Origin of the sequence: Paraburkholderia sp. CHISQ3 (assembly GCF_030464945.1) — a bacterium.
GTDB lineage: Bacteria > Pseudomonadota > Gammaproteobacteria > Burkholderiales > Burkholderiaceae > Paraburkholderia > Paraburkholderia megapolitana.
In genome coordinates, this window is record NZ_JALPRG010000014.1 from 72128 (window position 1) to 98388 (window position 26261).

The window sequence follows — 26261 nt, forward strand, 5'->3', positions numbered from 1 at the left end:
TGACTTGCGTTTGACGTGGATGGCCGACCGCTAGCCGAGCGTGCGCGGGCCATCCGGTGTGTCGAATTCGGCGACGAGCGCGGCGGCGCCGTCCGTCGGTTCTACGTGCAGCAGGTGTGCGGCGCCGAGCCACTGCAAGTGCTCGCGCACGGTTTCCGCCTGCGGGTGCACGGCTTTCAGCTTTTTCAGCGCCAGGCCCGTTTCCGGCAGCACCGCGGACGGATGATGCGGCGTATCCCACTGGATCAGCGTCGGTACGATGCCGTCGCCGGCGCCTTGCCATGTTGGGAACGCGCCATCGTCAGGGACCGCGAGCCCCCAGGTGAAGTCGCCACGCGTCATCGGAACGATCGGTGCGATGCGCTGCGGATACTGCGCTTGCCATGCGGCGAGCTGCTTCGGGCGTTCCACACGCACGACCCAGTGCGACAGATACGGGCCGTTCGCGAGGCGGGCCTGCGTGGCCGGGTCGTCGAGTGCGAAGACACGTGGCCGCGGCGGCGTGTCGGACGGCGCGGCGGGCGCGTCCGGGTCGATCGCGATGACCTCGAGATACACGCCACCCCACAGGTTCAGCAGCCGGTTGTGCGTGCGCATCAGCGGATGCGCGCCGCCGCCGGCCGGTGCCACGCCGAGCGCATCGACGACGTACTGCGTGCCTTCGTCGAGCGTGCGGGCAGAGATCACGAGATGGTCGAGGTAGAGCGAGTGAGCGGTCATGGCGGATCGGTAAGACGGTTTCTGATGACGGGGGCGGTGCGTTCGCGGGTGTTTCGGGTTGCTTCCGGGTGCTGGCGGTTGCCAGCGAAACAAGCAGCGAGGCAAAACCAGCATGACAGCAGTACAGGGGCCGCTAGCATAACCGTTCGCCCCACCCCAGGCCATGCGTGCCCGCGAGAGGCGCCGCGTCACCGCGCACTATCCGCATCGTCCACGCCAATGTAGCGCGTGGCACCGGCACAGTAACGGTACAATTGCCCAGATAATGTTCGGTACAGTCGGAGAGTTCATATGTCCGTCCCGCTCGACCAGATCCCCGCTCCCCACGACGCATCGTCGACGACGCTCGTCGACCAGCTCGTGCAATGGGGCCGCCGCCGCATCGAGGAGCGCGTGTTCCGCCCCGGCATGCGCATGCCGTCCATCCGCAAGCTCGCGCTCGACAAGGGCGTGTCGCGCTTCACCGTGGTCGAAGCCTATGAGCGACTGGTCGCGCAGGGTTATCTGGATTCGCGTCGCGGCTCGGGCTTTTATGTCCGCGAACGGCTCGCGGCGCCGATGCCGGGCGAGCGCCGTCTCGCCGCCGTTGCCGTCGAAACTGCGGCACCCGCGTCCAGTACGCTCGATGTCGTCTGGCTGCTGCGCAACATGCTGCAAACGTCGATGCGGCCCGAAAAGAGCCCCGGCCACGGCTTTCTGCCCAACCGCTGGCTCGACGGCGAACTGATCACCGGTGCGCTGCGCACCCTGGGGCGGCAGAGCGGGGCGCAAATGCTCGGCATCGGCACGCCGCTCGGCTTTTTGCCGCTGCGGCAACAACTGCAAACAAAGCTCGAAGAACGCGAAGTCGGCGTGTCGCCCGAGCAGATCGTGCTCGTTTCCGGCATCACCCAGGCCATCGATCTGATCGCGCGCATCTACGTGCAGCCTGGCGATGCGGTCATCGTCGGCGATCCGGCGTGGTTCCAGATGTTCGGCCGCTTCGCCTCGCAGGGCGCACGGCTGCTCGGCATGCCCTACACGCCGGAAGGCCCCGATCTCGATGCGCTGGAAACGCTCGTGCAGACCTGGCGGCCGAAAATGCTGGTGATCAACTCCGTGTTGCAGAACCCGACCGGCACGTCGCTGACGGCCGCGCAGGCGTTCCGCATCCTGCGTCTCGCGGAAGAATACGACTTCATCGTCGTTGAGGACGATGTGTACGGCGATCTCTGTCCACCCGGCTATCCGGCAACGCGGCTCGCGAGTCTCGATCAGCTCAAACGCGTCATTTACCTCGGCAGTTTCTCGAAGACGCTCGCGGCCAATTTGCGCGTGGGTTTCGTCGCCTGCGCGCCGGCGGTGGCGAACGCGATTACCGACCAGAAGATGCTGGTCGGCATGACATCGCCGGAACTGAACGAGCGCGTGCTTTACAAGATCCTGACGGAAGGCCACTACCGGCGTCACGTGGAGCGGCTGCGCGCACGGCTCGACGGCGTGCGCGACAAGACCGCGCGGATGCTCGAGAAGACTGGGCTGCGCCTCTTCCAGTCACCGGGGGCGGGTATGTTCATGTGGGCCGACACCGGTGTCGACTCGGACGGGCTGGCTGCCGCGGGCCATGAGGCCGGTTTTCTGCTGACGCCCGGCAGCCTGTTCTCGCCGCACCAGGCGCCGACCACGTGGATGCGTTTTAACATCGCGAACTGCGGCGACCCGGCGCTGTCGGCGTTTCTGTGCCGCTATCTCGACGGGGCCGCCAGGCGCGCCTCTTGAAACTGCGCAGATCGTCCCTATCTGCGCGGACGGTCTGCACCGAATAGTTTCCACCGAATAAACCAGCAATACACAGAGGAAGTCCGACATGGCCCAGGAAACCATGAGCTTTCAGGCAGAAGTGAAACAGCTTCTACACCTGATGATTCATTCGCTGTACAGCAACAAGGAAATTTTCCTGCGCGAGCTGATTTCGAACGCATCCGATGCGGCCGACAAGCTGCGCTTCGAAGCGATCGAAAACGCTGCGTTGTACGAGAACGATCCGACCTTGCGGATTCGCGTGTCGTTCGACAAGGCCGCGCGCACCATCACGCTCGACGACAACGGTATCGGCATGAGCCGCGACGAAGCGGTCTCGAACCTCGGCACGATCGCGCGCTCGGGTACCAAGGAGTTCTTCGGCAAGCTGTCCGGCGACCAGCAGAAAGATGCGGCGCTGATCGGCCAGTTCGGTGTCGGCTTTTATTCAGGCTTCATCGTCGCGGACCGCATCACGGTCGAAACCCGTCGCGCGGGTCTGCCCGCCAGCGAAGGTGTGCGCTGGGAAAGCGCAGGCGAAGGCGATTTCGCGGTAGAGACGATCGAGCGTGCCGCACGCGGTACGACGATCACACTGCATCTGCGTCCTGAAGAAGACGAACTGCTGTCGTCGTATCGACTGAAGTCGATCATCCAGAAGTATTCGGACCACGTCGCGCTGCCCATCCTGATGCAGAAGGAAGAGTGGGACGCGGAAAAGAGCGAGATGGTCACGAAGGACGAAGACGAGACCGTCAACCAGGCAAGCGCCCTCTGGACGCGTGCGAAGAGCGACATCACCGACGAGCAGTACCAGCAGTTCTATCAACATCTCGCGCACGATCACGAGAATCCGCTTGCGTGGACGCATAACCGCGTCGAAGGCCGCAGCGAATATACGCAGTTGTTGTATGTGCCCGCGCGCGCGCCGTTCGATATGTTGAGCCGCGATCATCGCAGCGGGCTGAAGCTCTACGTGAAGCGCGTCTTCATCATGGATGAAGCCGAACAACTGCTGCCGTCGTATCTGCGTTTCGTGAAGGGCGTGGTCGATTCGAGCGATCTGCCGCTTAACGTGTCGCGCGAAATTCTGCAGGAAAGCCGCGATGTGAAGGCGATCCGCGAAGGCGTGACGAAGCGCACGCTGTCGATGCTCGAAGAACTCGCGAACGCCGAAGACGATGCCGGCAAGGACAAGTACAAGACGTTCTGGAATGAGTTTGGTCAGGTGCTGAAGGAAGGCGTCGGCGAAGACTCCGCGAACCGCGAACGCGTGGCGAAACTGGTGCGCTTTGCATCGACGCACACCGATACCGCCGAACAGAACGTCGCGCTCGCCGATTACGTCGCGCGGATGAAGCCCGAACAGACGAAGATCTACTACGTCACCGCCGATACACTCCAGGCCGCGAAGAACAGCCCGCATCTCGAAGTGTTCCGCAAGAAGGGCGTCGAAGTGCTGCTGCTCACCGATCGCGTCGATGAGTGGATGCTGTCGTACCTGAACGAGTTCGATGGCAAGCCGCTGGCTAGCGTCGCACGTGGCGACCTCGACCTCGGCGCGCTGAACGACGAAGAGAAGGAAGCGCAGGAGAAGGTCGGCGAGGAACTGAAGCCGCTCGTGGAACGGATGAAGGAAGCGCTGAAGGATAAGGCGAAGGACGTGCGGCTCACGTTCCGTCTGACCGATTCGCCGTCGTGTCTCGTTGCCGACGATGGCGACATGAGCGGTTACCTGCAGCGCATGCTGAAGGCCGCGGGGCAGAATGCACCGGCCGCGCAACCGATTCTCGAAGTCAATCCGGAGCACGCGCTTGTGAAGGGCTTGCATGCGGAGAATGCCGATTTCGCCGACTGGTGTCATCTGTTGTTCGATCAGGCGCTGCTCGCTGAAGGCGGTTCGCTCGACGATCCGGCGAGCTTCGTGAAGCGGACCAACGCGTTGCTGCTGGCGCGGGTGGGTTGAGTTTTATGTTTTGAGCGGAGCGTGTGGGGCGGGCAACGATGCGTTGTCCACGACATGAACTTCGTAGATATGTTGCACTTCGAAAACGCTGCCCCAGGGCAGCGTTTTTTGTATCGATCGCGTGCGTGTGACTAAGTCGCGTTCGCTGCGCGCGCTCAGGCGGTCGCCCTATAATGGCGGCCATGATCCTTCGTTTCGATGCAGCCGACGCCCACTGGCGCGTCACGCCGCTACCCTGTTTCAGTACCGATCAGAAAGACTGGCTCACGCGCGGCGGTTCGCTGACCGCGCATCTGCGCACGCTCGGCGAGGTCGCCGTGCGTGTCACGCGTGAGGCCGTCGCGCAGCCGTGGGCCGATGAACATGCGGCACTCGCGGTCGTGCCGCGCGCGCCGGTGTGGGTGCGCGAAGTGGTGCTCTCAGTGGACGGCGTGCCGTTCGTCGCCGCCCACAGCATCGTGCCGCTTGCAGCGAGCGTCGGCGTGTGGCAATCGATTCGCCGGTTGCGCATACGACCGCTCGCCGAACTGCTGTATAGCGACAGCACGGTTGCGCGCTCGTCGCTCGTGAGCCGCAGGCTGGTTGCGCGGCATCCGCTGTATCGGCTGGCTGCACACGCAAGCGATGAGGTGTTGCCGCATGCGCTCGTTGCGCGTCGCTCGGTGTTCGAGCGGTACGGCGCACCGCTGATGGTGACCGAGTGTATGTTGCCCGCGCTGTGGCGGCATCTGGCTGCTACTTCGGAAGGGCATGCGGAGCGTGTGTCGACGCATCCGCGCGACCACGGACGCGCGCTTGGGCATACGGCATCGCGTGCTCACCACGCAATGCCGCCGCGGGACGCTCGCGAGGGCGAGGCTTCCTGATGCAGAAGCGCTGCTTTCCGCCGGTCGTCGATGCGAACACCCGCGTGCTGGTGCTGGGTAGCCTGCCGGGGGAAGTGTCGCTGGCGCAGTCGCAGTACTACGCGCACAAGCAGAACAAGTTCTGGCTGCTTGTCGGCGATGTGATCGAACGAGATCTGGTGGGTATGGACTATCCGGCCCGGCTCGATGCGTTGCTCGAACATCACATCGGGCTATGGGATGTCGTTGCTGAAGCGCAGCGAGTTGGAAGTCTCGATAGTCGAATACGTGACCATGCGAGTAACGATCTGATCGCGCTGATCGATACGTTGCCGAAGCTGGTGACCATCGCGTTCAATGGTGGGACCGCGGCCAGAATCGGTGTGAAATCGCTGGGTGAGCGCGCGGAACGCTATCGGCTTTTGCGTTTGCCGTCGAGCAGTCCTGCGCATGCTTCGGTTTCCTACGCGGAGAAACTCGTGTTTTGGCGGCAGTTGCGGCAATAGGATGCCGCCCGCGTGAACCGGGCGGCGTATGTCATCGAGGTTTTTGTTTCGTGTCGCGAAGGGTGTCGAGTCGACGGTTCAGTGTGTTCAACACTTCGGACGCGGCGACATAGTCGCCGGTATGTCTCGCCGCTTCGCGCGATGCGATACGACGGGCAATGAATTCGCTTTGGGTGCGACGACGTTCGATGCCTTCGCGGACCGATTGCTCGACAAAACCCGACAGCGTTTCTCCTTCACCGAGGATACTTTCGGCGGCGTCGCGTAGTTCCGGTTCAACCCGGATGGATGGAAAGCGGGCGGACTTCATCATGGCTCCCGAGGCGTGGCAATTGCATTGCATTGTCTGCCGCCGACCGGACTAGTGCAACTCAGCCAGGCCGGTGTTCCACCCCCGGCCCCACCCCCTACAAAGCAAGCCTACCCATCTCACTATGCGCGCGCTGCAACCACACCTTGACGCGCTGTCGCTCCAGCACACCGAACCCGATGCTGTCACGATCCGGGTGATTGACCGCAGCCCAAAAACTCGCACTGTGCCGATCGATTTTCTGCATCGTTGTATCAGGCAACCGACGCAGCGAAATCACACTCGCGCCAAGCGCTTCAGCGCGTTGGCGCTCACCGGACGCTTCCAGAATCTCGAAGCGATCGCCGCGCAGTTCATTGAGGACGAGCACGAGCTTCACCCGCCCGCCGAACCGGTCGAGCCACTGCCGCAGCAGATCCACCGAATCGCGCCCGGTATCCATCACATGCCACCACTTCAGCGTGAGCCCGTGCTCTTCTGCAAGCGCGATTACATCGGAATCGTCGAACCATGTTGCAAGCGAGTGCTGCGTCTGCGCCGCGAGGTCGACCAGAATGCGCCGCTGCGGATCGTCGAGCGCGTGTTCGATGATCGGGTCGAGACTGTCATGCCGGTCAGTCGCGACCGGCGCCGCATAGTCGGAATAAAACCGCAACAGCGCACCATGCGACTTGTCGGTATCGAAACCCAGAAACGGCACGTTCCGATCGATGAAATGCTGTGCCAACACGCGGGCGACAAGCGATTTCCCGACACCGCCTTTTTCACCACCAATGAAGTGGATATAGCTCATTTCTACAGGCCCTTTGTCGTGGAGTCAGTCGTCATCGCACGCCTTCGACGAGCACCGCGCGATAACGCGCCCCTTTGAAACGATGCTGCACGACTTCCTGGTATGCAGGGCTGTCGTACCAGGCGCGCGCTTCTGCGGTCGAGGGAAATTCGACGATCACCACGCCTTCAGGCGCATCCCCTTCCAGGACCTGTTGCGGGCCGTACGCCGCGAGCGTCTTGACCGGGTGACCCTTGAAGGTCGCGCCGACCTTGCGCATGTAAGTGTCGAGTTCTGCCTGATCCTGCGTGCTTTCCCGTGTGAAAACCATGTAAGTCGCCATGTCGTACGCTCCTGCAACGGTGTGAGGGTGCGTGTGATGATGCCACGAAACGGTGGCACGTTCAGGGCGTGCAGGGCGGCGCAATAGCAATGTCCGATTGCCAGGGCATACCCTCGGTTCTCTCTTTGTCACAGTGACAAAAAGCTTTCAAACATACTTTCATTTAAATAAAAATCAGGTTGCGTTTACCCAACAATTTTATTGTCGAAGGTTCGTTCACGGTTATTCTGCGCTCCGCCCTTTCACTAAAAAACCAAGGACGCGCTCGTGAAGACCACACTGACTACTCTGACTCTGGCAATGCTTGGCATCAGCGGCATTGCTCACGCACAAAATACCGTAACGCTGTACGGCATCATCGATACCGGCCTGACCTACGTTTCCAACCAGGGCGGCGGCCGGTTCGTCGGCATGACGTCGGGCAACGAGTCCGGTAGCCGCTGGGGCCTGAAAGGCTCCGAAGATCTCGGCGGCGGTCTGAAAACCGTCTTCCAGTTGGAGAACGGTTTTAACTCGACGAACGGCAGGCTCGGTCAAGGCGGCCGGATGTTCGGTCGCCAGGCGTTCGTCGGTTTGAGCAGCGACAAGTGGGGGACGCTCACGGCCGGTCGTCAATACGATCCGCTGGTCGACCTGATCCAGCCGTTGCAGGGCGACGGCTACCTCGGTGGCATCTTCATCTCGCCGGGCGATATCGATAACTCCGACAACAGCGCGCGCGTCAATAACTCGCTCAAGTACACGTCGCCGTCCCTGTCCGGTCTCCAGTTCGAACTGATGTACTCGCTGGGTGGCGTGGCTGGCTCAACCGGCTCGGGTCAGAGCTATGCGGCAGCCGCCGCGTATACCTCGGGCCCCGTCAACGTGGCCGCGGGTTACTTCCACATCAGCAACGGCAGCGGCGCGAACCGCGGCACCACGACCTGGGATTCGCTGTTCAACACGTCCGTCAACGGTGCGTATTCCACGGCCGCATCGATCAACGATGCGCGTATCGCGGGTAACTACATCTTCGGTTCGGTGACCCTGGGTGGCTACTACAGCTACGCGGAATACACGGTGGACGGAAGCTCGACGTTCAAGCAGACGCAAAAGTACAACACGGGTTCGGTCTATGCCGTGTGGCAGGCGACGCCCGCGCTGCAGACCCAGGTCGGCTACGTGTACCTGAAGTCGAGCGGCAACTCGTCGGCGAAGTACAACCAGTTCGCCGTTGCAGCGGATTATTCGCTGAGCAAGCGTACCGATCTTTACGCATGGGTGGCTTACACGGCCGCATCGGGCAAGCAAGACCCGGCGGGCACGCCGGCGGTTGCCGTCATCGGCTCGGCCACGGGGGACTCCAGTTCCAACCGGCAGGCTACTGCGACCGTGGGCATTCGCCACCGGTTCTGACATCGCGTCGAGGCAGCCCGGTGTAAGCCGGGCGGTACGGGGTGGGTCGGATGCGGTAGGCGAGACGCGGGATGCTATGCTCTCGTTCGACTAAAAATTACGCCTCCGGCACAACCCCGTTCATGACCAACCTGATCAAGCGCGCTTCCGCCGAAGCGCGCGCCTTCCGCCGCAACCAGAACGAATCCGCGCAAACCAGGCAGAAAATCGCGCGCACGAAACCGCGCGCGTCGCGCGACGACGCCTTCGACGAAGCACTGAGCCGCGCACCGAAAATCGACGTGCCGCGCAAGCCGCGTTTCGCTCCAGTGACGTTCTCGGAAGAGGGCGGTGTGCGTTATCTGCACTTCGGTACCGAATGGGTGCAAGGCGCGATGCGCCTGAAAAAGCCGCAGCATCTCGAACTCGAATACGCGCAGCAGATGATGGCCTGGCTGCTGTTTCTCGAAACACCGCGCCGCATCGTGCAACTGGGCCTCGGCGCCGCTGCGTTGACGAAGTTTGCGCATCGCTTCCTGAAGCGCGCGCACGTCGAAGCGGTCGAACTGAATCCGGCCGTCGTCGTCGCCGCGCGCACGATGTTCGAGTTGCCGTCCGACGACGCGCGCCTCACGGTGCACGAAACCGACGCGTGGGACTTCGTCAACGACCGCGCGAATCACGGCACGATCGGCGCCATACAGATCGACGTCTACGATGCGACTGCGCGCGGCCCGGTGCTCGACAGTGTGGCGTTCTATCGTGCGGTGCGGGCGTGCCTCGCCGATGCGGGCATTGCGACCATCAATCTGTTCGGCGATCACCCGAGCTTCGAGCGCAACATGAAGCGTCTGAACGAAGCCTTCGAAGGCCGCGTGATCGCGCTGCCCGAGGTGCACGAAGGCAACCGCATTGCGCTCGCGTTCTCGGGCCCGGCGCTTGAGGTACCGTTCGCGCAACTGCAACAACGCGCGAAGCTGATCGAGAAGAAGCTCGACCTGCCGGCCCGCAAGTGGGTGAAGGGGCTGCAGGAATCGTCGGGTCAGGACGGTACGTTTTCGATCTGATCGGCAAACGCAGCGTCAGACGAAGCGGGCGCCAGGCCAGATCTGCGTGCCCCGCTCGCCATGACCGCGCGAGGTGCTCACCCTTGTCCGGCGGGGCTTTTGTCCGGGTCGGCCCCGCTTGACCGCGTGTTCGCGACTCCTATACTCTTTCGAAGCTTTCGGGGCGCCCGTGGGCGATTCATTTTCGGGTCGTGTGCCCGTCGGACACGGGCCACAATTCAATAAAAGGTAAGAGGAGACGTCATGGCTCACGACGCCGACGCGAAGAAGCCGGGCCGGCATTGGCTCTGGCTGTTGTTGCTTCCATGGATCGCGATGATCTGGGTGCCGTCCTACAACAAGGTCGAACCGCAACTTTTCGACTTTCCGTTTTTCTACTGGTACCAGCTGCTGTGGGTGCTGATCAGCGCCGTGATTACCGCAGTCGTGTACTTCAAGACCAAGACCCGTTCCGGCAACGCTAATACGAGGGACGGCGCATGATGAATACCACCGCAACCTTCGTTTTCGTCCTGTTCTTTATCGGCGTGACGATTCTCGGCTTTATCGCGGCACACTGGCGGCGCGGCGATCTCACCCATCTCGAAGAATGGGGCCTGGGCGGCCGGCGCTTCGGCACGATCGTCACTTGGTTCCTGCTGGGTGGCGACCTGTACACCGCCTACACCTTCGTCGCGGTGCCGGCGCTCGTGTTCGGCGCGGGCGCAACCGGTTTCTTTGCGCTGCCGTACACGATCCTGATCTATCCGTTCGCGTTCGTCGTGTTTCCGAAACTGTGGAGCATTGCGAAACGCCAGGGCTACGTGACTTCCGCGGACTTCGTGAGCGCACGCTATGGCAGCCGGATGCTCGCACTGGCGATCGCCGTCACCGGCATTGTCGCGACGATGCCGTACATCGCGTTGCAACTGGTCGGTATCGAAGTGGTGATCGGCGCACTCGGTTTCGATACGACGGGCTTCGTGGGCGATCTGCCGCTGATCATCGCGTTCGCGATTCTTGCGGCCTACACCTACACGTCGGGTCTGCGCGCACCGGCGATGATCGCGGTCGTCAAGGATCTGCTGATCTACATCACGATCGCGGTTGCGATCATCGTGATTCCCGCGCAGATGGGCGGCTTCGGCCATATCTTCAGCATGGTGCCGCCAGCCAAGCTGCTGCTGAAGGCTCCCGATGCATCGAGTCTGAACGGCTATAGCGCGTATGCGACGCTCGCGGTCGGTTCGGCGCTTGCGCTGTTCCTGTATCCGCATTCGATCACCGCGGTGCTGTCGTCGAAATCGGGCAATACGATCCGCCGCAACATGGCGATGCTGCCGGCGTATTCGCTGGTACTCGGTCTGCTCGCGCTGCTCGGCTTCATGGCGCTCGCGTCCGGTGTGAAGGACATGCCGGAGTTCGCGCCGTACTTCAAGGCGTTCGGTCCCAACTTCGCGGTGCCCGCGCTGTTCCTGCACTTCTTCCCCTCGTGGTTCGTCGGCGTCGCGTTCGCAGCGATCGGCATCGGTGCGCTGGTGCCCGCGGCGATCATGTCGATTGCGGCGGCCAACCTGTACACGCGCAACATCCACAAGGAGTTCATCAACCGCAATATGACCCACGACCAGGAAACCGGTGTCGCCAAGCTGGTGTCGCTGATCGTCAAGGTCGGCGCGGTTGCGTTCATCCTTGGTTTGCCGCTTACGTACGCGATCCAGTTGCAGTTGCTGGGCGGCATCTGGATCATCCAGACGCTGCCTGCCATCGTGCTCGGTCTCTATACGCGCAAGCTCGATCACCGCGGCCTGCTGATCGGCTGGGCGGTCGGTATCGGCGTGGGCACGTGGATGGCGGTCTCGCTGAGCCTGAAAAGCTCGATCTACACGATCCATATCGGCGATCTCGCGATTCCGGGTTATGCGGCGGTGTGGTCGCTGATCGTGAATCTCGTGGTCTCGGTTGTCGTGAGCGCGCTGGTGCGCGTGGTCGGCATGAAGCGCGCAGAAGATCGCACGCGGCCCGAGGACTATCTGGACGTAGTGGAAAGCTGAGTATTCGCGCAGCGGCGACACGTCGCTGTGCGCAAGACACGTGAGCCCGCAACGAAAGTTGCGGGCTTTTCTTTTGCCGGGCGCGATAATCGGCCTTATCGTCCACGCGTCACCGGTTCGTCTCATGGCTTTGCCCACTCCCGATCGCGATCCCGATCCCGATCCCGATCCCGATCCTGACCGTTCAGGTTCCGCTGCCGCTCCCGTGTCGCCTGCACCGCGTTCGCCGCGCTCGCGCTTTGCGCGGCTCTGGCGCATTGCGACGTCGCCGTTCTATCGCTACCGGCACGCCAAGCTGATTCACGGCGTGCGCGTTGGTCTCGCCATGCTCGTGTCGATTCTCGCCACGACCGGTATCGACATTCCGAACGGCGTGTGGGCATCGGTGACGCTGCTGGTGGTGATCGGCGGTTTGCAGCATCAGGGCAATATCCGCAAGAAAGCGGCCGAGCGCGCGGCGGGTACGCTGCTCGGCGCAACGATCGGGCTCGGGCTGATCATCCAGCAGCACCTGATTGGCTCGTTACCGCTCACTTATGTGCTGATGTCGCTGATCGCTGGCGTGTGCAGTTGGTACGCGATCGGCAAGGCAGGCTATCTCGCGCTGCTGACCGCGATCACGATGGTGATCGTCGCGGGCCACGGCCACAACGCAATCGATGTCGGTCTGTGGCGCACGGCGAACGTGTTGATCGGCATCGTTATCGCGTTGGCGTTTTCGTTCGCGTTGCCGCTCTATGCGACGTATTCGTGGCGCTATCTGCTCGCCGACAACCTGCGCGAATGCGCGCGTATCTACACGCGGATGGTGGGCGGCGGCGCGGTTGGTGCGGCGTTGTCCGGGGATGAGCAGACCCGCACGTTCCTGCGACTCGGCACGCGGCTCGTGCAACTGCGCGCGCTGATACCGTCGGTGGCGAAGGAAATCGATGTGCCGCAGTCGACGCTGGACGACATTCAGCGGCTGCATCGTTCGATGCTGAGCGCGCTCGAGATGATGACGACCGGCACGCTCACGCACGTCGATGCGGCGGCGCGTGCTGCTTTCGCGCAGCAGTGCGGCCCGCAGTGGCATCGGGTGCGCGGTGTGCTGCTCGGCTCGGCGCGGGCGCTGCGCTTCGCAGGCGCGACGCGGTTCAGGATGCCGGAAGCGCCGCCGGCCCCGGTCACAGTCGCCGGTACGCCGATCGATCCCGCGACGAATCTGCCGGCCGATCCGCAGCCCGACCTACCCGCCGACCTGCAGGGGCCCTACTGGCTCGGGTTGCGGCTCGCGGAGCAGGTCGAGCAGTTGCGCGCGCTGCTCGCACAGACCGAGGCGCACTGGAACATCGATGCCCACACGAAGCCGCCTGCGTCACCGCAGTAAGCTCGTTGTCGGTTATTCCGGTTCGGGCACGGAAACCATCCACGCAATGCCGAAGCGATCCACCAGCATCCCGAAGCCTTTGGCCCAGAACGTTTTCTGGAACGGCATCGTGACCTTGCCGTCTTGCGCCAGCGCATCGTAGTAGCGTTTTGCGGATGCTTCGTCGTCGGCGGTCAGGGACAGCGAGAAGCCGGCCGGCTGGGGCGCTGCGGCGTTGCAGTCGCCGTCCGAACCCATCAGCACGGTCGTACCGATCTGAAACGACGTGTGCATGACCTTGTCGGCGAGGGCGGGGTTGATCGGCTGATCGGGGTTCGGCGGCGCATCGCGAAAGTGCATCTTGAGCAGGATCTGCGCACCGAGTTTGTCGCGGTAGTACTCGAGCGCTTCTTCGCAGCGGCCGTTGAAGAACAGATAAGGCTGGACGTACATGATCGTCTCCTGGATCGTTGACGTGACGGTACGCGCGGCGTCGATGCGCCGTGCATCCGAGCTCACGATTGTAGGCTTCGCCGCAGTGCATCCTGTGACGAAACTTCGGGGGCAACGTGGGGATTCGAACGAAACGCAGGCGCGCCGCTACGAGGCGACTCTGAGCCAGCTACAAAGAAAAACCGCGCACGGCCTGTGGGACCGTGCGCGGTGCAGGGGAGGTGAGGCTGTCGCGTTTAACGCAGCGCTTCGATCAGCTTTTCCAGCTTGACTGCGTCGGCGGCGAAGGTGCGAATGCCTTCCGCAAGCTTTTCGGTGGCCATCGCGTCGTCGTTGAGCTGGAAGCGGAACGACGATTCGTCGACCGCTACGCGCGTTGCGCTGGCGTCCTTCGCGTCCGGCAACAGCTTGCGCTCGAGCGTATCGTTGCTGTCCTGCAGCTTTTGCAGCAGGTCGGGGCTGATGGTCAGCAGGTCGCAGCCGGCGAGTTCGGTGATCTGCGAAACCGTGCGGAAGCTTGCGCCCATCACTTCGGTCTTGTAGCCGAACGTCTTGTAGTAACCATAGATGCGACGCACCGACTTCACGCCCGGATCGTTCGCGCCGCCGTCTTTCGCTTCATCCCACGCGCTGCCCGCCGACTTCTTGTACCAGTCATAGATACGGCCGACGAACGGCGAGATCAGCTGTGCGCCCGCTTCCGCGCAGGCAGCGGCCTGGGCAAGCGAGAACAGCAGCGTCATGTTGCAGTGGATGCCTTCTTTTTGCAGTACCTCGGCGGCACGGATGCCTTCCCACGTCGACGCGAGCTTGATCAGGATGCGTTCGCGGCCGATGCCGGCGTCCTGATACAGCTTGATGATTTCACGACCTTTATCGATCGACGCCTGGGTGTCGAACGACAGTCGCGCGTCGACTTCGGTCGACACGCGGCCCGGGATGATCTTCAGGATTTCGGTACCGAACGCGATCAGCAGACGGTCGATGATCGCGCCAACCGGCTTCGACGCGTGGTCGCGCACGGTTTTTTCGAGCAGCGGCTTGTAGTCGTCTTTCTGTACGGCCTTGAGGATCAGCGACGGGTTGGTGGTCGCGTCGCGCGGCTTGTACTGGGCAAGCTGCTGGAAATCGCCGGTATCGGCGACGACGACGGTGTACTGCTTGAGTTGATCGAGTGCGGTAGTCATAGCGGGCCTTCCAGGCGCGTGGGCGCGTGGTCAAAAAGGGTGAAGTTGCCGAACCGACGACCGGCAGGCGTGCCTACCGGTCATCCCGAAGCGCTCACGTGGCATTGCGTTCGATGTTACCGCGAAGCGCGGCTCCCGGCCTCTATTCTATGGCGGATCGGGTGATGTGTTTTTGACTTGTGCGGCGGCTGGCCCGTTTCGCATTCGCCTGAGGGTTCATTTCATTATCCACTTTGCCGCGCGCGATGACGCCGTTCAAGTGCGCCGCGCGCTCAGCACGACCTGTGTGACCACGCCCGCGACCAGCCCCCAGAACGCCGAGCCGATCGACAGCAACGTCAGCCCCGACGCGGTCACCATGAACGTGACGAGTGCTGCCTCGCGCTGATTCGGGTCCTGCATCGCGTTGGCGAGACCGCTCGAGATCGAGCCGAACAGCGCCAGCGCCGCAACCGATACGACGAGCGCCTGCGGTAGCGCCGCGAAGAGCGCGGCGATCGTCGCCCCGAAAATCCCCGCGAGCAGGTAGAACATGCCGCACCAGAGTGCGGCGGTGTAGCGTTTTGACCGGTCCTCGTGCGCTTGCGGGCCGGTGCAGAGGGCGGCGGTAATGGCTGCAAGGTTGATGCCGTGCGAGCCGAACGGAGCGAACACGAGCGAAGCGAGACCAGTCGTCGCGATCAACGGTGCCGAGGGCGTCTGGTAGCCATCGGCGCGCAGTACGGCAATGCCCGGCACGTTCTGCGACGCCATCGCGACGACGAAGAGCGGGATGCCGATGCTGACGATCGCCGCAATCGAGAACGACGGCAGTGTCAATACGGGGTGCGCGAACGCGACATGGAAGCGGCTGAAGTCGAGCAACCCAAGGCCGCCCGCGACCGCCGTCCCGACAATCAGCGTCGTGACAATTGCATAGCGCGGCGCGAACCGCTTGACGATCAGGTACGTGAAAAACATCGTCAGCACGAGTGCGGTGCGCGACTGAGCGGCGTGAAAGATGCCGATGCCGATCTCGAACAGGATGCCCGCGAGCAATGCCGATGCGATACCGGCCGGGATCTTCTTCATCAGCGTATCGAACCAGCCGGTCAGGCCGACCGCCGTAATCAGCAGCGCGCACACGATGAATGCGCCGATCGCCTGCGGATACGGAACATGAGGCAGCGATGTGACGAGGAGCGCCGCGCCGGGCGTCGACCAGGCGGTCACGATCGGTGCGCGAAAGCGCAGCGACAGGCCGATGGTGGTCACCGCCATGCCGATCGACAGCGCCCAGATCCACGATGAAATCTGCGCATCCGACAGATGCGCGGCCTGGCCCGCCTGAAACATCAGCACGAGCGCACTGGTGTAGCCGGTCATCATCGCGACGAAACCCGCAACCAGCGATGACAGCGAGGTATCGGCCCATGGCCGGATGCGTGCCGGTGCGGCGGCGGAAGGAGACAGGTTGGGAGTTGACGGCGGGTTCATGCGTGAAGATCGGGTCTGATGTTGTTGTTATGCGTTTGCGGCGTGGCATCGCGTGGCGTGGCGCTGCTCTACGACCGTGCGCCGCCGTGCGGTGTTGCGTGCCTATTTGCTGAGCGCGCGCATCGACGCTTCGAGCCCGGCGAGGGTAAGCGGGTACATCCGGTAGCCGAGCACTTCGCGAATCACAGCCACCGATTGCCGATACTCCCACAGCCCTTCCGGTTCCGGATTCAGCCATGCGTGATGCGGGAACTGGTCGGCGAGCCGGCGCAGCCAGACCGCGCCGGCTTCGGCGTTGTTGTATTCGACGGAGCCGCCGGCCTGCAGGACTTCGTAAGGGCTCATGGTCGCATCGCCGACGAAGATCAGCTTGTAGTCGGGAGTGAACTTGTGCAGCACGTCCCACGTCGCGGTGCGCTCGGCGTGGCGGCGGCGATTGTTCTTCCACAGGAAGTCGTACACGCAGTTGTGGAAGTAGTAGAACTCGAGATGCTTGAATTCGGCCTTGGCGGCGGAGAACAGCTCTTCGGTGCGCTTGATGTGATCGTCCATCGATCCACCCACGTCGAGTAGCATCAGCACTTTCACGTTGTTGTGCCGCTCGGGGACCATCTTGATGTCGAGCCAGCCCGCATTCGCCGCGGTGCTGCGGATCGTGTCCGGCAAATCGAGTTCTTCGGCAGCACCTTCGCGCGCGAAGCGGCGCAGGCGCCGCAAGGCCACCTTGATGTTGCGCGTGCCGATCTCGACCTGATCGTCGTAATCGCGATACGCGCGCGCTTCCCACACCTTCACAGCCGAGCGATTACCCGATGCTTCGCCGCCGATGCGAATTCCCTCGGGGTTATAACCCCCGTTGCCGAACGGCGAGGTACCGCCGGTGCCAATCCACTTGCTGCCGCCTTCGTGACGCTCCTTCTGTTCTTCGAAGAGCTGCTTCAGGCGCTCCATCAGCTTGTCGAGACCGCCCATCGCTTCGATCTGCGCTTTTTCTTCCGGCGACAGGTCGCGCTCCAGCTTCTTCTTCAGCCAGTCGAGTGGCACGTCGAAGGCGAGCTCCGACTTCTGCTCGATACCATTGAAATACGCGCCGAACGCCTGGTCGAACTTGTCGAAGTACTGCTCGTCCTTCACGAGCGTCATGCGCGCGAGGTAATAGAACTCGTCGAGCGACGGCGCGATTACGCTGGCTTTCAACGCTTCGAGCAGCGTCAGGTATTCCTTCACCGACACCGGCAGTTTGGCGGAACGCAGCGTGTAGAAGAAGTCGATCAGCATGCGGGGCTCTCAGCGGACGATCAACGGTTGTTGCGGTTCATGAAGATCAGCCGCTCGAACAGGCTCACGTCCTGTTCGTTTTTCAGCAGCGCACCGTGCAGCGGCGGAATGATCTGCTTGTGATCCGTCGAGCGCAGCGCTTCGGGCGGAATGTCTTCCGCGAGCAGCAGCTTCAACCAGTCGAGCAGTTCCGACGTGGACGGCTTCTTCTTCAGGCCCGACACGTTGCGCAGCGCGAAGAAGCTTTCTAGCGCTGCGCGCAGCAGTTCCTGCTTGATGCCGGGGTAGTGCACCTCGACGATCTGCTGCATCGTCGACGGTTCGGGAAACTTGATGTAGTGAAAGAAACAGCGGCGCAGGAACGCGTCGGGCAGTTCCTTTTCGTTGTTCGACGTGATGATGACGAGCGGGCGCTCCTTGGCCTTGACCAGTTCGCGCGTCTCGTACACATAGAATTCCATGCGGTCGAGTTCGCGCAGCAGATCATTCGGAAACTCGATGTCGGCCTTGTCGATCTCGTCGATCAGCAGCACGGTCTGCTGGTCCGACTCGAACGCCTGCCAGAGCACGCCCTTGACGATGTAGTTGCGGATGTCCTGCACGCGCTCGTCGCCGAGCTGCGAATCGCGCAACCGCGAGACCGCGTCGTATTCGTAGAGGCCCTGCTGCGCCTTGGTGGTGGACTTGATGTGCCACTGCATGAGCGGCATGCCGAGCGCGCCGGCGACTTCTTCGGCCAGCATCGTCTTGCCGGTGCCGGGCTCGCCCTTGATGAGCAGCGGACGCCGCAATGTCATGGCGGCGTTGACGGCGAGCTTGAGATCGTCGGTGGCGACGTACTGCGAGGAACCTTCGAAACGCATGGCGACAGGCTCTGTGGAAGGAAAAGCCCAGTATAAGTCAGAAGCCCTTTTGTGCTGGAACCGGCTCGTGTAGGGTGTCGAACGGCGGCGGGCATGGTGTTGCGTGTCCGGTCGCGGGTGGCTACGCGTACGGCAGGCTCGCCCGTGCGACTCCGGGAATACGCCGACCGCTGGCCCCGCCCGCGCTGTGGACGCCCGGCGTAGCGTCGCGGTACAATTAGCCCGATTTTTTTGGCCTGCGTGGCATCTCAACAAGAATAACGGCGCAGGCCGTTGCCTTTTTTGGGCGCCCGTTTCCCCTCATGCCAGGTTACATGCTATGAATAAATTCGTCGGCAAACATGTCGTGATCGCAGCGTTGTTCGCGCTTGCGGGCTTCGCGGCCACCGCGCAGGCAGCGGACGTCGTGGGCAACGCGAAAGCGGGCCAGGGCAAGGTCGCGATGTGTATCGGCTGCCACGGCATCCCCGGCTACCGCACCGCGTACCCGGAGGTCTACCGGGTACCCGAGCTTGGCGGGCAGAACCGGCAGTACATTGAAAACGCGTTGCGTGCCTACAAGAAGGGCGACCGTCATTTCGAAACCATGCGCGCCATCGCGACTTCGCTGTCGGATCAGGACATTGCCGACATCGCGGCGTACTACGCGGCGCAAACATCCTCTTCGAAGAACAATCCCGACAAGTGACCGGCTGAGCCTTTCTGTCCAGTCATCCGGTTTACCCACATTCGCGGGATAGGAGAATTCATGAAGAAGCCCCAACAGGCACTCCACACAGTGTTCAAGGCTGCATGCGTGGCCACGCTGCTCGGTCTTGCCGCGGCGCCGGCAGCCTACGCGGCCGATGCGGCCAACGGCAAGGTGATCGCCGATGCGCATAACTGCGCGTCTTGCCATGGTCCGGGCCTGAACAATCCGGTGAGCCCGGAATATCCGAAGCTCGCGGGTCAGCATTCCGACTACATTTATTGGGCGCTCAGGCAGTATCAGATGGGCACCAGCAATCCGCATCTCGGCCGTAGCAATCCGATCATGCAGGCTCAGGTGCAGAGCCTGTCGCCGAGCGATATGAAGGACCTTGGGGCCTATATCGAGTCGCTGAACGGCGACCTCGTGCAGAAAAAGTAAGCCACGCCGCCGGCTACCGCTGGCTTTGAGTTGCTCTGTGTGAAAAGCAAACACCCCGCTGCGGCGGGGTGTTTGCTTTTCGGAGCCTGTCGTTGTGCGGTCGATGCGGGACGCGTTGCGACTGGGTCGGCCGCGCAGGCGCGACGTTTTGCCGCACCAGGGCCACGGGCCTTCGTCATCGGGTGTTCTTCAGTAGCGGATACGCGCCCGGGCTTAGTCCCGCGACGCGCGCCGTTCGATGCGTGCCAGATACGCATCCGTATCCGGTGGCGTGCCGGTGCGCTGCGCTTCCCAGATCGTTTCGCCGAGGCATTCCATGATCGCGTGCTGCGCGTCGTGAGTCGAACCGAGGCGCGCCGCCAGGCGTTCGTGTGCGGCGCGAATGCCTGGCGGTTGATCGATCGACAGTTGCTCGCTGATCGCGAGATGCATCGACAGATGCAGGAACGGGTTGGTCTTGCCGCCTTCGGGCGAATAATCCTGGCTCGCCGCGGAGTCGGCATCCGCGAGTTCCGTATGGTATTCGGGGTGTTCGACGATCCAGTCGGCGGCGATCGCTTCGAGCGGTGTCAGGATTTCGCCTGCGCGCTGCTTGCGCCAGGTGTCGGTGAAGAAGCGTCGGACTTCGTCGCGGCTGGGATTGAACATCGTGGACTGTTGAAGGCGGAGTGGGGCGGCTATCGATGCATGATGCAGCGGCAAGCGGGTATTTTACGCCGCCGCGCCACACGGCGCAGACGGGTGCGGGGTCGGACTCAGAGGTCCGGTGGCGGTGTTTTTGGCCTGAATTCGCAGAGCGGCTCGATCACGCAATGCCAGCATTCGGGACGGCGCGCCTTGCATACGTAGCGACCGTGCAGGATCAACCAGTGATGTGCGTCGTGGCGAAATTCCTCGGGAGTGAATTTCTCGAGCGCTGCTTCGACCGCCCGCACGTCCTTGCCGGGCGCGAGCCCGGTGCGATTGGCGACGCGGAAGATGTGCGTATCGACGGCGATGGTCGGCTGGCCGAACGCCGTGTTCAGAATCACGTTCGCGGTCTTGCGGCCCACTCCCGGCAGGCTCTCGAGCGCCTCGCGATCAGCCGGCACCGCACCGTCGTAGCGCTCGATCAGGATGCGGCAGGTCGCGACGACGTTCTTCGCCTTGGTCCGGAATAGCCCGATCGTCTTGATGTAGCCGGTCACGCCTTCCTCGCCGAGTGCGACGATCTGCTGCGGCGTGTTCGCCAACGGAAACATCTTGCGCATCGCCTTGTTCACGGACACATCGGTGGCTTGCGCCGACAACATCACGGCGATCAGCAGTTCGAACGGTGTCGTGTATTCGAGCTCGGTGGTCGGATGCGGATTGAGGCTCTGGAGCGCTTCATAGATGGCGCGGCGTTTGTTCGCGTTCATGCGGGGCGGTCAGCGCTTCGTAGGAGGGAGGTCGGACGGGTTGCCGGCTGCGTCGCCATCCGTTGATGGCGCATCGCCGTCTGATGCAATGCCAAGCCGACGGCGGCGCGCTTCCGCCGCGTCGATCTGTGCCTGCACTTCGGGGCTGACGCTCGCGATGTTCTTCGGCGCCTGGCCCTGGGCGGCCAGTTCTTCTTTCTTCTTGCGCGCACGGTCGAGCGCGGCCTGGATCGTCGCACGTTTTCTGGCTTCGGCGTCGTCGGGGCTGGGCGTTGCAGGGGATGTCGTACCTGCCGGTGCGGTTGTTGCCGTTCCACTTGCGTCTGCCGTGCTGCCGCTTGCTGCGTCTGCTGCTGCATGTGCCGCCGCGCTGCTCGCGTTGCGCCGTGCGGCCGCACGCGCCTCGGCTGCTTCGCGCTCGCGTGCGAGGCGCGCCATATGCTGGTCGTGATGCGCGCGCGCATCGTCGGCCTGCTGCTGGGTCCAGGCGTCCCAGCCGGTACGTTCGCCGGTGACCGGGAGCATGTCGATACAGTCGACCGGGCAGGGCGGCACGCACAGGTCGCAGCCCGTGCACAGCGAAGCGACGACCGTATGCATCTGCTTGGCCGCACCCACGATCGCATCGACCGGACAAGCCTGCGCGCACAGCGTACAACCGATGCACAGGCTTTCTTCGATCACCGCAACCGGCCGCGGACGTTCGACACCGTTGACGGGATTGATCGGGATAACGCGCTTGCCAAGCAATGTGGCGAGACGCGCGACGCCCTCGGCGCCGCCAGGTGGGCACTGGTTGTAGTTCGCGGTGCCTTGCGCGATTGCTTCGGCGTACGGACGGCAGCCGTCATAGCCGCACTTCGTGCATTGCGTCTGGGGCAGCAGATCTTCGATGCGGTCTGCGAGTGTTCTGGAATCGGTCACGGTGACAACGTCGGGGCGGGCCGCGGGCTGGGCCATTGCAGGCATGGCAGGCGTTCGGCAAGCCTGCTTGGGGCTCGCACCGGGCAGGCCAGGCGGCGCTTCGGCCAAACCGCGATTATCGCCGATTTCCCCAATTGCCATCGTCAAACCATGTGCCATAATCGAGGCGCTTTTTTGAAAGACCGCAGGAGGGTGTCCCCCAACCATGGCGCGCCCGTACAGTGCTGTCGGTGCACGGTCCGAGGAGGCCGGCGGCGCGATCCGGAAACGCGGCTCACGAAGCACATGCCACCATGAATCAGCCGAAAATCAAAAGAGATCCTGAAGGCACCCGGCGCCGCATCCTGCTCGCGGCGGCCGAAGAGTTTGCAAACGGAGGTCTGTTCGGCGCACGTGTCGACCAGATTGCCCGTCGTGCGGAGACAAACGAACGCATGCTCTACTACTACTTCGGTAGCAAGGAGCAGCTTTTCACGGCAGTACTCGAACACGCATTCACCGCACTGACCGAAGCCGAGCGCACGCTCGATCTCGGCGGCGTTGCACCCGTCGAAGCCATCACACGGCTCGCGCATTTCGTCTGGGACTACTATCGCGACCATCCCGAACTGCTGCGTCTCATCAACAACGAGAACCTGCACGAAGCGCGCTACATGAAGAAGTCGACGCGCATTCGCGAAATGATCTCGCCGATCGTTGCCACGCTCGGCGGTATTCTCGAACGCGGGCAACGTGCCGGACTGTTTCGCACGAACGTCGATTCGCTGCGGCTGTACATGACGTTATCGGGCATGGGCTACTACAGCGTATCGAACCGCTTCACGCTCGAGGCGACACTCGGCCGCGACTTCAGCGCGCCTGCCGAGCGCAGCGAGATCATGCAGATGAATACCGACATCCTGCTTGCGTATCTGTTGCGTCGCTGACGCTCAACATTGGATATGGGCTGGATATGACAACGGCGCCCCTCGGGGCGCCGTCTGTTTTCAGCGACGAAGCTAAAGAAGTTACGCTTCGATCTTCTCTTTCTCGCTCTTCGAAGGCTTCGTGCTCTTGTTATGCGCGAGGATGAAGTCGCGCAACTGCGGGTAAATAATCGTGCGCCAGCGACGCCCCGAGAAAATACCGTAGTGGCCGCATTTCTCCGCGGTGAACTGCTGCTTGTTCTTTGCCGCGATGCCGCTGCACAGCTCGAGCGCAGCATGCGTCTGACCGCTGCCGGAGATGTCGTCGAGCTCGCCTTCAATCGTGAAGAGCGCGGTCTTCTTGATGTCCTGCGGACGCACCGGCTCACCGTCCACGACCCACGTGCCTTCGGCAAGCTGGAATTCCTGGAACACGATGCGAATTGTCTCCAGATAATATTCGGCGGCCATGTCGAGTACGGCGTTGTACTCGTCGTAGAAGCGGCGATGCGCATCGGCATCTTCTTCGTCGCCGCGCATCAGGCTCTGGTAGTAGTCCCAGTGCGAGGCCGCGTGACGCTCCGGATTCATCGCGACGAAGCCGGTGTGCTGCAGGAAGCCGGGATACACCTTGCGGCCGACGCCCGGATAGTTAGGCGGCACCGTGTAGATCACGTTGTTGTCGAACCATTCGAACGAACGCTGCGTAGCCAGCGAATTCACCGCGGTCGGGCTCTTGCGGGCATCGATCGGGCCACCCATCATCGTCATCGTGCGCGGCGTGTCTTCGCCGCGGCTCGCCATCAGCGAGATGGCTGCGAGCACCGGCACGGTGGGCTGGCAGACCGAAATGACGTGCAGGTCTTTCGCGCCGATATGGCGGATGAATTCCTGAATGTACGCGATGTAGTCGTCGAGACCGAACGCGCCGTTTTCGACCGGCACCATCCGCGCATCGATCCAGTCGGTGATGTAGACCTTGTGGTCTTGCAGCAGCGTGCGCACGGTGTCGCGCAGCAAGGTGGAATGGTGACCGGACAGCGGTGCACAGACCAGTACGACCGGCTCGTCTTTCAGTTGCGTGACGGCATCGCTGTCGTCGGCGTAGCGCTTGAAGCGCAGCAGCCGGCAGAACGGCTTTTCGATGATCGTCTGTTCGACGATCGGAATGTTGTGGCCGTCCTTGACGATCTGGTGCAGGTTGAATTCGGGCTTCTCGTAGTCCTTGCCGAGCCGGTACAGCAGTTCGTAGCCGGCGGACAGGCGCGTGGCGCCGGGCACATAGGCAAGCGGGCTGGCGGGATTCGCGAACGATTTCGACGCGGCCTGGGCCCAGGCGGTAAGCGGGCTCAGCATCGCGCGCTGGAATTCATGCAACTGATAGAGCATGGGGGCTCCGGCTTTGGAACGGTTCGCACAGGCTGCGCGTTGCGCGCGTAGCGTTGGAGCGGGCCGTATTGGTTGACGACAACAGGGTATCGGCCGTTATTGGCTGGAGATGATATCGGACGTCGTCTGTTTGTGCAATGCAACAATTGTCAAGCCTGTCGTCACTTTGGGGGACTACCGGGCCCTGTAATTTCAGGTGGAGGTCTGGCTAAGATCCGGGTCCGGCGCGGTCGCAGAGGGCGTGAGGCCCGCCGGCTGGCCGTCGTGGGCAGGTTGGCCGGTTGCTTTAGCCATTTCCTGCTCGTGTTTCATCAGGTTTAAACCGGTGTGCACGAGCGCAACGTGCGAAAACGCCTGAGGGAAATTACCGACGAGCCGCCGCGCCACCGGATCGTATTCCTCGGCGAGAAGTCCGACGTCGTTCGCGAGGGCGAGCAGCCGCTCGTACATCTCGTGAGCCTCTGCGACACGGCCTTGCAGCGCGAGGTTGTCGACCATCCAGAAACTGCATGCGAGGAACGTGCCTTCGCCGGGCGGCAAGCCGTCGTCGAACTCGGTGGTGCGGTAGCGCATCACGAAGCCGTCGTGCATCAAGGTTTTCTCGATCGCCGCGACCGTGCCCGCAATGCGCGGATCGGACGGCGGCAGGAAGCCGAGGAGCGGGATCAGTAGTGTGCTCGCGTCGAGATCGTCGCCGCCGTACACCTGGGTGAATGCATTCAGTGTCGGATTCCAGCTTTTCTCGCACACCTCGGCGTGAATCCGCTCGCGCATCTCGTGCCAGTGTTCGAGCGGTGCAGGCAGACTGAAAGTTTCAGCCGACTGGATCGCGCGATCAAAGGCGACCCACGCCATGACTTTCGAGAACGTGAAGTGCTGGCGTCCGCCGCGCGTTTCCCAGATACCTTCGTCGGGTTCCGTCCAGATCGTCTCGAGATGCTTGAGCATCGTGCACTGCACGGTCCACGCGGTTTCGTCGGCCTGCAGGCCGCCTACGCGCGCGAGGTGCAGCGCATTCATCACCTCGCCATACACGTCGAGCTGCAACTGTCCGACCGCGTTGTTGCCGATGCGCACCGGCTTCGCGCCTTCGTAGCCCGCCAGCCAGTCGAGTTCGACCTCCGGCAAGCGGCGCTCACCGCCAATGCCATACATGATCTGCAACTGCTCGGGCGAGCCGGCCATCACGCGGCCGAGCCACGTGCGCCAGGCACGCGCTTCGTCGTAGTAGCCACCGCGCATCATCGCGAGTAGCGTGATCGTCGCGTCGCGCAGCCAGCAGTAGCGATAGTCCCAGTTACGTGTGCCGCCGAGCTGTTCGGGCAGCGAGGTGGTGGGCGCGGCGACGATGCCGCCGGTCGGTTCGTACGCAAGTGCTTTCAGCGTGATCAGCGAGCGGCGGATCGGCTCGGCCCAGCGGCCTTCGATCGTGCTGCGCGCCGACCATTCGAGCCAGTGGTTCTCGGTGCGCGCAAGCGACGTGTGCGGATCGCGCGCGGGCGGCACGCGCAGATGCGACGCCGCGTAGGCAAGCGAGAACGGCACGCGCTCGCCGGCCGTGACGGTGAACTCCGCCATCGTGCGCATATTCTCGCCGCGCAGTTCGACCGGTGTGCGCAGCACCGCGGTATCGGGCCCGACGATCGCCTGCACGCCGCTGTCGTTCGGGAGGCGGCTGACCCACGGTATCGAGAAGCCGTAATCGAAGCGCAGCACGAGTTCCATCTGCATGCGCACGGTACCGCGCCGGCCGACAACGATACGCACGAGTTCCGACCAGCCGTTGCCGGGCGGCATGAAGTCGATCACGGTGACCGCGCCTTCGGCCGTTTCGAAATCGGTTTCAAGGATCAGCGTCTCGCCGCGATAGCGCCGCGTGATGACAGGCGGCGCGTCGCTGACGGGAGAGAGCAACCAGCGGCCGTTGTCTTCGTTGCCGAGCAGCGCGGCGAAGCACGCACCGGAGTCGAAGCGCGGCCAGCAAAGCCAGTCGACGGAACCGGTGCGGGAAATCAGCGCGGCTGTGTGGCCGTCGCCGACGAGTGCGTAATCTTCGATGGGTGAGGGCATGGTTCTGCGGTCTGTTCCGTTAGGAAAAAGGTCATTGGCATTCTGCGCGCGCGCTACCTACAATCAGAACTCCGGGGATCGCCGACAGATGCTGCGCACCGTTTGCGCGATGCTCCGCAGTGTC

At 62.8% G+C, this 26261-nt stretch carries 26 protein-coding genes; 12 read left to right on the forward strand and 14 right to left on the reverse strand.

The genetic code is table 11. From position 1 onward, the window contains the following. Positions 1–30: 30 nt before the first annotated feature. Positions 31–720, reverse strand: a complete 690-nt coding sequence (locus M0D65_RS28265; RefSeq protein ID WP_266255511.1) for a VOC family protein — start codon at positions 718–720, stop codon at positions 31–33. Between the two features lie 291 nt (positions 721–1011). Between M0D65_RS28265 and M0D65_RS28270 the strand changes: the two genes are divergently transcribed. The 4 genes from M0D65_RS28270 (at position 1012) to M0D65_RS28285 (ending at position 5816) form a co-directional block, all read left to right on the forward strand. Then, entirely contained in the window at positions 1012–2478 is a 1467-nt protein-coding gene (locus tag M0D65_RS28270; RefSeq protein ID WP_266255512.1) for a PLP-dependent aminotransferase family protein, read from the forward strand. Positions 2479–2566: 88 nt separating this feature from the next. After that, entirely contained in the window at positions 2567–4465 is a 1899-nt protein-coding gene (gene htpG, locus M0D65_RS28275; RefSeq protein WP_266255514.1) for a molecular chaperone HtpG, read from the forward strand. A gap of 182 nt (positions 4466–4647) precedes the next feature. Next, a complete protein-coding gene (locus M0D65_RS28280) occupies positions 4648–5331 on the forward strand; it encodes a chorismate lyase (protein WP_266255516.1) in 684 nt (227 codons plus the stop codon). After that, on the forward strand, positions 5331–5816 hold the full coding sequence (locus M0D65_RS28285; RefSeq protein WP_266255517.1) for a DNA-deoxyinosine glycosylase: 486 nt from the start codon (positions 5331–5333) through the stop codon (positions 5814–5816). Before M0D65_RS28280 ends, M0D65_RS28285 begins: the two co-directional genes overlap by 1 nt. A gap of 31 nt (positions 5817–5847) precedes the next feature. Here the strand turns inward: M0D65_RS28285 and M0D65_RS28290 are convergent, their stop codons facing one another. The 3 genes from M0D65_RS28290 to M0D65_RS28300 form a co-directional block, all read right to left on the reverse strand. After that, a complete protein-coding gene (locus M0D65_RS28290; protein ID WP_266255518.1) occupies positions 5848–6126 on the reverse strand; it encodes a YlcI/YnfO family protein in 279 nt (92 codons plus the stop codon). A gap of 97 nt (positions 6127–6223) precedes the next feature. After that, positions 6224–6919 carry a mobilization protein gene (locus M0D65_RS28295; RefSeq protein WP_091018538.1) on the reverse strand — a complete coding sequence of 232 codons (696 nt, stop codon included), beginning with the start codon at positions 6917–6919 and terminating at the stop codon, positions 6224–6226. A gap of 31 nt (positions 6920–6950) precedes the next feature. Beyond that, entirely contained in the window at positions 6951–7241 is a 291-nt protein-coding gene (locus tag M0D65_RS28300; RefSeq protein ID WP_091018536.1) for a DUF1330 domain-containing protein, read from the reverse strand. 300 nt (positions 7242–7541) lie between these two features. Here M0D65_RS28300 and M0D65_RS28305 point away from each other — a divergent pair, with 300 nt between their 5' ends. The 5 genes from M0D65_RS28305 (at position 7542) to M0D65_RS28325 (ending at position 13084) form a co-directional block, all read left to right on the forward strand. Then, positions 7542–8636, forward strand: a complete 1095-nt coding sequence (locus tag M0D65_RS28305; protein ID WP_266255620.1) for a porin — start codon at positions 7542–7544, stop codon at positions 8634–8636. Between the two features lie 122 nt (positions 8637–8758). Next, positions 8759–9682: a spermidine synthase gene (locus M0D65_RS28310; RefSeq protein WP_266255519.1), complete on the forward strand. Its 924-nt coding sequence runs from the start codon at positions 8759–8761 to the stop codon at positions 9680–9682. Between the two features lie 243 nt (positions 9683–9925). Then, on the forward strand, positions 9926–10165 hold the full coding sequence (locus M0D65_RS28315) for a DUF3311 domain-containing protein (RefSeq protein WP_091018530.1): 240 nt from the start codon (positions 9926–9928) through the stop codon (positions 10163–10165). Next, a complete protein-coding gene (mctP, locus tag M0D65_RS28320; RefSeq protein ID WP_266255621.1) occupies positions 10165–11715 on the forward strand; it encodes a monocarboxylate uptake permease MctP in 1551 nt (516 codons plus the stop codon). Before M0D65_RS28315 ends, mctP begins: the two co-directional genes overlap by 1 nt. Positions 11716–11839: 124 nt before the next feature. Further along, a complete protein-coding gene (locus tag M0D65_RS28325) occupies positions 11840–13084 on the forward strand; it encodes an FUSC family protein (RefSeq protein WP_266255520.1) in 1245 nt (414 codons plus the stop codon). Between the two features lie 12 nt (positions 13085–13096). On the opposite strand, the gene M0D65_RS28330 is transcribed toward M0D65_RS28325, so the two are convergent. From M0D65_RS28330 to M0D65_RS28350, 5 genes are all read right to left on the reverse strand, one after another. After that, positions 13097–13516, reverse strand: a complete 420-nt coding sequence (locus tag M0D65_RS28330; protein WP_266255622.1) for a VOC family protein — start codon at positions 13514–13516, stop codon at positions 13097–13099. Between the two features lie 236 nt (positions 13517–13752). Beyond that, positions 13753–14703, reverse strand: coding sequence for a transaldolase (gene tal / locus M0D65_RS28335; RefSeq protein ID WP_266255521.1), 951 nt, complete (start codon positions 14701–14703; stop codon positions 13753–13755). A gap of 255 nt (positions 14704–14958) precedes the next feature. Then, on the reverse strand, positions 14959–16179 hold the full coding sequence (locus tag M0D65_RS28340) for a benzoate/H(+) symporter BenE family transporter (RefSeq protein WP_266255522.1): 1221 nt from the start codon (positions 16177–16179) through the stop codon (positions 14959–14961). A 102-nt stretch (positions 16180–16281) separates the two neighbouring features. After that, on the reverse strand, positions 16282–17457 hold the full coding sequence (locus M0D65_RS28345; RefSeq protein WP_266255523.1) for a VWA domain-containing protein: 1176 nt from the start codon (positions 17455–17457) through the stop codon (positions 16282–16284). A gap of 20 nt (positions 17458–17477) precedes the next feature. Next, positions 17478–18320, reverse strand: a complete 843-nt coding sequence (locus M0D65_RS28350) for a MoxR family ATPase (RefSeq protein ID WP_091018519.1) — start codon at positions 18318–18320, stop codon at positions 17478–17480. 319 nt (positions 18321–18639) lie between these two features. Between M0D65_RS28350 and M0D65_RS28355 the strand changes: the two genes are divergently transcribed. Beyond that, on the forward strand, positions 18640–19008 hold the full coding sequence (locus tag M0D65_RS28355; RefSeq protein ID WP_091018518.1) for a c-type cytochrome: 369 nt from the start codon (positions 18640–18642) through the stop codon (positions 19006–19008). Between the two features lie 60 nt (positions 19009–19068). Then, the gene (locus M0D65_RS28360) at positions 19069–19449 is read left to right on the forward strand and encodes a c-type cytochrome (protein WP_091018516.1); all 381 of its coding nucleotides are present in this window, start codon (positions 19069–19071) and stop codon (positions 19447–19449) included. A 213-nt stretch (positions 19450–19662) separates the two neighbouring features. Here M0D65_RS28360 and M0D65_RS28365 read toward each other — a convergent pair whose 3' ends face one another. From M0D65_RS28365 to rsxB, 3 genes are all read right to left on the reverse strand, one after another. Further along, a complete protein-coding gene (locus M0D65_RS28365) occupies positions 19663–20097 on the reverse strand; it encodes a DUF1841 family protein (protein WP_266255524.1) in 435 nt (144 codons plus the stop codon). A gap of 107 nt (positions 20098–20204) precedes the next feature. Beyond that, positions 20205–20849: an endonuclease III gene (gene nth / locus M0D65_RS28370; RefSeq protein WP_266255525.1), complete on the reverse strand. Its 645-nt coding sequence runs from the start codon at positions 20847–20849 to the stop codon at positions 20205–20207. A gap of 9 nt (positions 20850–20858) precedes the next feature. Beyond that, a complete protein-coding gene (rsxB, locus tag M0D65_RS28375; protein ID WP_308076784.1) occupies positions 20859–21773 on the reverse strand; it encodes an electron transport complex subunit RsxB in 915 nt (304 codons plus the stop codon). A gap of 293 nt (positions 21774–22066) precedes the next feature. Between rsxB and M0D65_RS28380 the strand changes: the two genes are divergently transcribed. Further along, positions 22067–22699: a TetR family transcriptional regulator gene (locus tag M0D65_RS28380; protein WP_091018508.1), complete on the forward strand. Its 633-nt coding sequence runs from the start codon at positions 22067–22069 to the stop codon at positions 22697–22699. Between the two features lie 81 nt (positions 22700–22780). Here M0D65_RS28380 and M0D65_RS28385 read toward each other — a convergent pair whose 3' ends face one another. Together M0D65_RS28385 and M0D65_RS28390 are read right to left on the reverse strand one after the other, a co-directional pair. Beyond that, positions 22781–24067, reverse strand: a complete 1287-nt coding sequence (locus M0D65_RS28385) for a polyhydroxyalkanoate depolymerase (protein WP_266255526.1) — start codon at positions 24065–24067, stop codon at positions 22781–22783. A 192-nt stretch (positions 24068–24259) separates the two neighbouring features. Next, the gene (locus tag M0D65_RS28390) at positions 24260–26137 is read right to left on the reverse strand and encodes a glycoside hydrolase family 15 protein (protein ID WP_266255527.1); all 1878 of its coding nucleotides are present in this window, start codon (positions 26135–26137) and stop codon (positions 24260–24262) included. Positions 26138–26261 lie beyond the last annotated feature (124 nt).